This is a genomic window from Streptomyces sp. S3(2020) (genome assembly GCF_013044505.1).
GTDB lineage: Bacteria > Actinomycetota > Actinomycetes > Streptomycetales > Streptomycetaceae > Streptomyces.
In genome coordinates, this window is the sequence record NZ_JABERD010000329.1 from 1 (window position 1) to 7254 (window position 7254).

The 7254-nt window shown below is 73.3% G+C and carries 4 protein-coding genes; all 4 read right to left on the reverse strand.

Translation table 11 applies throughout. The features are described from left to right. Positions 1–764 (reverse strand): S8 family serine peptidase (locus HLK59_RS46510; RefSeq protein WP_171147734.1); only part of this gene is annotated, 764 nt, incomplete at its 3' end. Beyond that, positions 761–4087, reverse strand: a complete 3327-nt coding sequence (locus HLK59_RS46515) for a right-handed parallel beta-helix repeat-containing protein (RefSeq protein ID WP_171147735.1) — start codon at positions 4085–4087, stop codon at positions 761–763. The genes HLK59_RS46515 and HLK59_RS46510, both read right to left, overlap by 4 nt. Positions 4088–4154: 67 nt before the next feature. Beyond that, the gene (locus HLK59_RS46520) at positions 4155–4727 is read right to left on the reverse strand and encodes a sigma-70 family RNA polymerase sigma factor (protein WP_171147736.1); all 573 of its coding nucleotides are present in this window, start codon (positions 4725–4727) and stop codon (positions 4155–4157) included. A gap of 282 nt (positions 4728–5009) precedes the next feature. Then, on the reverse strand, positions 5010–7088 hold the full coding sequence (locus tag HLK59_RS52560; RefSeq protein ID WP_346779988.1) for a tetratricopeptide repeat protein: 2079 nt from the start codon (positions 7086–7088) through the stop codon (positions 5010–5012). Positions 7089–7254 lie beyond the last annotated feature (166 nt).

Sequence of the window (7254 nt, forward strand, 5' to 3'; positions counted from 1 at the left end):
CCGTCGTAATTGATGGACGGGTTGCCCGCCGGCTCGTCCGTGGGCGCGCTGACCACGTCGGTGGTGCCGCCGTTGAACTTGAAGCGGTAGAGGCGGGGTTGAGGCGACGGGTCGGTGTCGGTGGCGGAGCCCACGGGATCGGGTGCCGCCGCCGCGATGACCAGGGCGTCTTTCGTGGTCGCGTACGCCACGGCCGCCGTCAGGCCCTCGGAACCGGTACTGAGGGCGGGGGAGACCACGATCACCTCGGCACCCGCCTTCGCGGCGGAACGGATCCCGGCGGCCACGGAGCCGGCGCTGGCCGCGCCCCGTTCGTCCGTGCCCCGGACCGCGAGCACGCGGGCCCGGTCCGCGACCCCGGCGAACCGCACCCCCGTCTCCTGCGTGGCGGCGATCAGCCCGGCGACGAAAGTCCCGTGGCCGACACAGTCGGCGCCCGCGGAGCCCACCGCCGTCACCCGGCCCTTGAGCGAGGGCGCCCCGGCCGCCACTCCGGTGTCCACGACGCCCACGGTCACCCCGGACCCGCCCGCTCTCCCGGCCGAGGCCGCCCAGGTGCGTTCGAGCCCCAACGCCCCCTGCTCCCACGGCACCGCCTTCGCCACCGCAGTCGACGCCTTCGTGCAGGCGACACCGTCGGCCAGCGCGGACGGCACCACCGGCAGGCTCACCTGGTCGGCGCTCAGGGGCGCGGCGGAGGCGGTGGCCCCCAGGCACGCCGCGCAGACCGTCACCAGGGTCAACGACACGAGCGTCCGCTTCATCGGGCCGCCACCTCCGGCGCGTCCCCGGGCAGCAGCAGACGCAGATCGTCGAAGCCCGGCGCGGACATCGCGCTGATCCGCCCCGCCTGCCGGGTCATCATCGTCTCCAGAACCTGACGGGCCAGCCGCGCGTTGCCGAACGAGCGGTCCCGGGGCAGCGAGTCGAAGTACTCCCGCAGGACCGAACCCGTACCCGGCCCGCACTCGTAGCCGTTCGTCTCCGCGTGCCGGCGGACGATCGTCACGAGCTCGTCCGCGGAGTAGTCGGTGAACTCCACCCGGCGCGAGAAGCGGGACGTCAGACCGGGGTTGGAGGCCAGGAAGCCGGCCATCTCCTCGGTGTAGCCCGCGACGATGACGACCACCTCGTCGCGGTGGTCCTCCATCAGCTTCAGCAGGGTGTCGACGGCCTCCCGGCCGAAGTCCGAGGAGCCCGACGACCCGGCGGGCGTCAGCGTGTACGCCTCGTCGACGAACAGGACGCCACCCAGGGCGCGTTCGAAGACCTCACGGGTCAACTGGGCGGTGTGACCCACATATCGGCCGACCAGGTCGGCCCGGGCCACTTCCACCAGCTGGCCTCGCGGCAACACGCCCAGGGACGCCAGGAGTTCGCCGTAGAGGCGGGCGACCGTCGTCTTGCCCGTGCCGGGCGGGCCGGTGAAGACGAGATGGTGGCTGATGCGGGGCGCGGGCAGGCCCGCGGCCTCGCGGCGGCGGGCGGTGGCGAGAAGGTTGACGAGGTCGGTGACGTCGCGTTTGACGCCGGAGAGGCCGACCATGTCGCCGAGGCGGGTGAGTGGGTCGCCGCCGACGGGTCCTTCCCCGCTCACCGCCGCGGCGGCTTCCTCTCCCACGTCCTGGGGCAGCAGCAGCGCCAGATCCCGCTGCCCGATGTCGGCGAGCGAGGCGAGCCGGGTCGCCTGGCGGTCCACCATCTCCTCGAACAGCTGGCGAGCGGCACGGCCGTTGCCGAACGTGGCGTCGCGCGGCATGCGCTCGAAGCGGACGGAGAGGGCTTTGCGGGTGGCGTCCTCCAGCTCGTACTGGTGGCGGGCGCACATCGATTCCATGATGGCGACCAGTTCCGGCACCGAGTAGTTGGCGAACTCCACCGTGCGCGAGAAGCGGGAGGCCAGACCGGGGTTGGAGGCCAGGAAGCCGGCCATCTCGTCCGTGTAGCCGGCCACGACCACGACCATGTCGTCGCGGTGGTCCTCCATCAGCTTCAGCAGCGTGTCGACGGCCTCCCGGCCGAAGTCGGCGCCGCCGCCCCGGCTGTCGGACACCAGGGTGTAGGCCTCGTCGATGAACAGGACTCCGCCGAGGGCCTGATGGAAGGTCTCGGTGGTCTTGATGGCCGTACCGCCGACGATCTGGGCGACGAGGTCGGCGCGGGAGACCTCCACCAGATGGCCGGAGCGCAGCACACCCAGCTCGGCGAGGATCGTGCCGTAGAGACGGGCGACCGTCGTCTTGCCGGTGCCGGGCGGGCCGGCGAAGACCAGGTGGCGGCTCATCGGGGGGACCGGCATGCCCATGCTGGCGCGGCGCTGGGCGAGCTTGGTGAGGTTCACGAGAGTGCGGACCTGGTGTTTGACGTCGTCCAGTCCGATGAGCGCGTCGAGTTCGGCGAGCGGTCCGCCGTCGCCGGGCGTCTGCGGAGCCCCCGCCGGGTCCGTGCCTTCGACATCGCCGACGCCCCAGGCGTCCCGGCGTCCGTTGTCCGCGCTGGTCAGGCCCTCGACGGCGAGCCGGTCGCCGGGGCGGACCTGGACCAGGCCGCCGCCGGTGTTCTCGCGCGCGGTGCAGTTGACCAGGGACACCGGCGCGTCGGTGTCCACGCGGAAGCCGTCGCCCTCGCTGCCCATCGCCTCGCAGGAGGTGAACGCGCCGCGCCCGCCGTCGTCGACGACCACGCCATGGCCGCCCGCACCGCTCACCCGCAGCCTGCTCGCGGTCAGTTCGCCGCCCTTCTCCACCAGGACGCCGGGCTGCGCGCTGCCGCGCTCACCGCGGATCTCGCAGTCGCGCAGGGTGACGCTGCCGTCCGCCCCGACGGACAGGCCGGGCCCGCCGCCCGCCGTGTCGACGGTGCCGCCGCCGACGTACAGCGAGCCGTCGTCCTCGACGCGGATGCCCGCCCCGCCGGGGCGTTCGATCACGCACTCCTCCAGGCGCCCGCGTCCGTCGGCGCGGACCTCCACGCCATGGCCGCCGGGGGCGCTGATCCGTGCCCTGCGCAGCAGGGGGTTCGCCCCGGTCCGTACGCGGATGCCGATGCCGGCGACGTCCGTCACATCCGGCCGGTCCAGTTCCGCGACCGACTCCTCCTCCAGCAGCAGCCCGTCCGCGGCGCCGCCCCGCACCGACAGGCCGATCAGTACCGGGGACGAGGAGCCCGCGACACGCAGTGCGGGTGCCTGCGCCCCTTCCAGGCGGCAGTCCTCCACCGTGCCGCGCGACCTTTCGAGTACGACCAACCCGTGGCCCTCGGTCCGGTCGGTACGGCAGCGGCGCAGCCAGGGATCGGTGCCGCCGGACAGGACGATGCCAGGTCCGGTGGTGGCCGTGACGGTCACGTCCTCCAGGGTGGTGCGGGCCGCGCTGCTCAGGTGGACGCCGGTACTGGTGTCGTGGACGGCGGTGCGCACCACCCGGGTGGTGCAGTGCTCCTCCAGGGCGATGGCCGGCTTGTCGGTGGAGGAGATGTCACAGTCCTCGACCGAGCCGCGCGCCTCACCGTTGGCCAGCACACCGTTGCCGCGCGCGTCCCGGACGGTGCAGCCGCGCAGGGTGACCCGGCCGCGTTCACCGATCACCGCGCCCGAGGTGCCGAGGTGTTCGACCGTGCAGGACTCGACCGAACTGTCCACCGGCGAGGTCACGACCAGCCCCGCGCCCTGCGGATTGGTGATCCGGCAGTCCCGCATGGCGAGCGAGCCGGTGCCCCGGGCCAGCAGCGCGGTCCAGCCCGCGCCGGTCACATCGCAGCCCTCCAGGGCGAGTTGGCCGCGCGCCACGTCCACCACCGGCAACTCCGCGTCACGGCCCGTCAGTACGAGGTCGGTCAGCATCACCGCGTCCGCCTTGAGGACGACCGCGCTGCCGCGCCTGGGCGCGATCTCCACGCTGCCCCGGGCCTGTTCGGCGACGATCGTCACCCGGGTCCCGATGACCAGGCCCTCCTGGTAGCGGCCCGGCCGGACGCTGATCACGGCACCGCCGCGCGCCCGTTGGAGTGCCTCGCCGATGGTCCGGAAGGAGTCCGCGGGGGAGTGCGGGGCAGGGTCCTGGCAGACCGTCAGTAGCTGGCGTGACACGCCGGATCCTCCAAGGAGTCAGGGATGTTCGAGTGGGGGACGTTCAGCGCGGACCCGCCGTGGACGCTCAGCGCAGACCCGCCGGCGTCGTGGCCCCGAGCGAGGTCAGAGCCCGGCGCAGGGCCCGCAGGGCATGGCTGCTGCGGGACTTGACCGTGCCCGCCGGCAGGTTCAGCTCGGCCGCCGTGTCCTCGATGCTGCGGTCCAGGCAGTAGCGGTGGACGAGCACCTCCCGGTGCGGGCGGTCCAGTTCGGTCAGGGCGCGGAGCAGGACCTGGGCCGTGAGGGTGCGTTCGCTGGAGTCGGAGACGACCTCGTGGTCCAGGGCGGCCGGTATGAGGTCCACGGGGCGGGCCTTGCGGGTGCGGTGCGCGTCGATCGCGAGCCGCCGGACCACGGTGAACAGCCAGGGCCGGGTCAGCCCCGGCGTCGAGGTGAGCCGGTCGGCATGGCGCCAGGCCCGCAGCACGGCCTCCTGGACGATGTCCTCGGCGCCGTGCACATCGCCGAGCGTCAGTCCCTGGGCGAACTGGAGCAGGGCGGTTCCGTGGGTCTGGTAGATCACGCGCGCGAACGCCTGACCTCCGTCCGGGTGTGGCGATTCCGGGTGCTCCTCGGGCTTGTGCTGGGTGGGCGACATGGGACGCATGGTGGGGACCGGCCTGTTTCGGATCGAGGGGAAGAGACCCCTTGATCGTCACAGTGGGTGATCAACCACCGATTGCCATGGGATAGGCGTTCGATAGTCGTCCGGAGCCAGGCGCCCAGGACCCCACTTCTCACTACGGCCCGGGGGCGTGTGGGGTTCTCGTCCACATCCACAGCGGCTGTCGATGCCCGTGGTGGGGGTGAGCATGCCCAAGCACCGGACCCGAGGAGGCGCCCCCATGCGACAGCCGCTGAGGTCACCCGGCATCTGCATCTATGTCTGCGTCTGCGTCTCCTGCCGTGTAGGCGGCGGCAGTCCGGACAGCTTCGCGCGGAGCGGACCGGCGTCCGGATGCCCGAGCCGGTCCAGGATCCCGACGGCCTCCAGGAACAGGGCGCGGGCCGGCTCCGGCCGGCCGAGGGCCAGCCGGGTCTCGGCGAGCGAGGCGAGGGTGTGGGCCTCCGCCCAGGGGACGCCGCCGACCCGCTGGAAACGCAGCAGGGCCTCCTCGAAGGCGGCCACCGCCTCGTCGTAGGCCCCGAGGTGGTGGTGGGCGGTGCCGGTGCTGTTGAGGATGTGGCCCAGCGTGTAGTCGTCGTGGTCGGCGCGCGCCAGCCGCAGCGCGGACGCGCAGAACACCAGCGCCTCGGGGTGCCGCCCGAGCAGCGTGTGATACCAGCCGAGCCCGTTGAGGATCCACGACCGCAGCCTGTTGTCGCCGTCCGGGCCGAGCAGCTCCAGGGCCCGCCGGTGGTGTTCGAGAGCGCCCTCGAGGTCCCCCTCGACATCGAGGACCGCGCTGAGCTGACGGTGGCACTCGATGAGCGCCGGGAGGTCGCCGACGTCGCCGAAGAGCTCGATGGCCAGCTCGATGTGGGTGCGGGCGTCGCTGATGCGTTTGGCGTACGACTCGGCCTGGGCGAGCCCGCGGTGGACGTGCCCGCGGGCGGTGGGGTCGCCGAGACGGTCGGCGGACTCCAGGGCGGTGCGCAGGGTGACACCGAGTTCGTGCCACAGGCCCTGGCGGCCGAAGTAGTGCTCGACACACCACGCGAGTTGCCAGGCGTGGACGTCGAAGCGGTGCGCCGAGGCCTGCCGCAACACCGCGACCAGCACCGTCCGTTCGGTGTCGAACCAGGACGTGGCCTGCGGGGACGCGGTGAACACTTCGCACCGCACCCCCTCGGACGGCTCCCTCAGCGCGATCCGGTCCCGGGTCAGGTCGATGAGTTCGGCGGCGGCATGGGCACTGTGGAGGTAGTGGTCCAGCAGACGGTGGCGGGCCGCGGCGAGCTCGTCCGGGGTGTCCACCTCGACGGCGAGCTCGGTGGCGTGCGCGCGCAGCAGGTCGTGCGAGGCGTAGCGGCCCGGCACGGACTCGTCCACGAGATGGGTGTGCACCAGTTCGGTCAGCAGGCTCCGGGTCGCGGACAGGCCGAGCCCGGCGAGGCTCGCGGCGGCCGCCGGCGAGATGTCCGGCCCCGGGTGCAGGCCGAGCAGCCGGAACAACCGGGCGGCGGCGGGCGAGAGCGCGTGGTAGGACCACGACAGCACGGCCCGTACGTCGGCGGCCTGGTCCGTGTCCGTGAACGCGTCCAGGCTGCCGTGCCCCTCGACGAGCTCGGCCGTCAGCGCGGCGAGCGGGAAGGCGGGGCGCCCGGCCGCGCGGGCCGCCGCGACGGCCAGTGCCAACGGCAGCCGCGCACACAGTTCGACGATCTCCCGCACCGCTTCCGGCTCCGCGGCGACCCGGGCCGCGCCCAGCCGCCGGGCCAGGAGGTCGTGGCCCTCCTCCGGGCTGAGGACGTCCAGACGCAACGGGTGGGCGCCGTCCAGGGCGACCAGACCGCCGAGCCGGTTCCGGCTGGTCACGATGGTGAGACAGCCCGGGGCGCCGGGCAGCAGAGGCCGAATCTGGCTCGCGTCGCGCGCGTTGTCCAGGAGGATCAGGACCCGCCTGCCGGTGAGCACGGTACGGAAGCGGGCCGCCAACGCGTCCTGGTCGCCGGGGAGTTCACGGGGGGCCGCACCCAGTGCCTCAAGGAGGGTGCGGAGCGCCTGGACGGGGGTGACCGGGTCGGACACCGGGTCGAAGCCGCGGAGGTTGATGTAGAGCTGTCCGTCGGGGAAGCGGGGGACGATCCCGCGGGCCCAGTGCACGGCGAACGCGGTCTTGCCCACACCCGCCGTGCCGCTGATCAGGACGGTCGCGGAAGGGGCGTCGCCGCCCTCGGGGAGCAGGGCGGCCGCGCGCGCGAGCGGGGACTCGCGGCCGACGAAGCCGGGGAGCGCGGCGGGGAGTTGGGCGGGGTCGTGCTGTGCGCGTGCTCGGCTGGTAGGTGGCGGGGACACCGCCGGAAGGCAGCTCCTCGCGTCCGGCGGGTGATTGTGGCTGGTGGGTGACGCCGTAGGATAGGGTGGCGAGCGGCGGCTGGGGAGTCGTCAGCGGGTGGGGCGGGTTGCGCGTTGCCGGGGGGTTGAGGACGACCAACGCCGAACTCAGGTACACCGGGGTCGG